This window comes from Paenibacillus sp. 2KB_20 (genome assembly GCF_052115765.1).
In the GTDB taxonomy this organism is placed as follows: domain Bacteria; phylum Bacillota; class Bacilli; order Paenibacillales; family Paenibacillaceae; genus Paenibacillus_AQ.
The window spans coordinates 1-676 of sequence record NZ_JBFRHH010000040.1 but is presented as its reverse complement, the minus strand read 5'-3'; the positions used below and the strand labels follow the sequence as shown (position 1 = coordinate 676).

1 tRNA gene and 1 rRNA gene are annotated in these 676 nt (G+C 47.0%); both read right to left on the bottom strand.

Going from position 1 to position 676, the window contains the following annotated elements:
• A 23S ribosomal RNA gene (locus AB4124_RS34030) occupies window positions 1-147 on the bottom strand; the annotation flags it as partial.
• A gap of 296 nt (window positions 148-443) precedes the next feature.
• Window positions 444-519 (bottom strand) — tRNA-Ala (locus tag AB4124_RS34025).
• Between the last annotated feature and the right edge of the window lie 157 nt (window positions 520-676).

The window sequence follows — 676 nt, the reverse complement described above, 5'->3', positions numbered from 1 at the left end:
TGACTATTACATCAGCTGGGTTTCCCCATTCGGACATCCCCGGATCGAAGCTTGCTTACAGCTCCCCGAGGCAGTATCGTTGTTCGCCACGTCCTTCTTCGGCTCCTAGCGCCTAGGCATCCTCCGTGTGCTCTTAGTAGCTTAACCAACGCTTCAGTTTCGCGCCATTCGCTCTGTTGTYCGTTTGTTTCCTGAYCTACTAAACGAGTTAATAGGTGGAAACGAAACTTCCAAAGGATCGACTGTCACGAATCTTCCGCTGCTACCGTTTTATTTAAACTTGTTTGACACAAGTTCAGCTAAAAGGATATTTCTAATTGCGCAAATTCGTTTCGTTATCTAGTTTTCAAGGATCAACCCCCAGTCTTTCGACCGGAAGATTATCATACCATGTTATAATCTGCAGTTCAACCTGCAATTTATGGAAGTGATATGAAAGTTTATGGTGGAGCCAAGGGGGATCGAACCCCTGACCTCCTGCGTGCAAGGCAGGCGCTCTCCCAGCTGAGCTATAGCCCCATAATTTCCACTCCAAAAAAGTGAAGCATGGATTCGAGATTTACGATTACTTTCCGTACATCCCGACACTTACCTTATGAAGTTAGTATTTATATGGTGGGCCCTAGTGGACTCGAACCACCGACCTCACCCTTATCAGGGGTGCGCTCTAACCAGC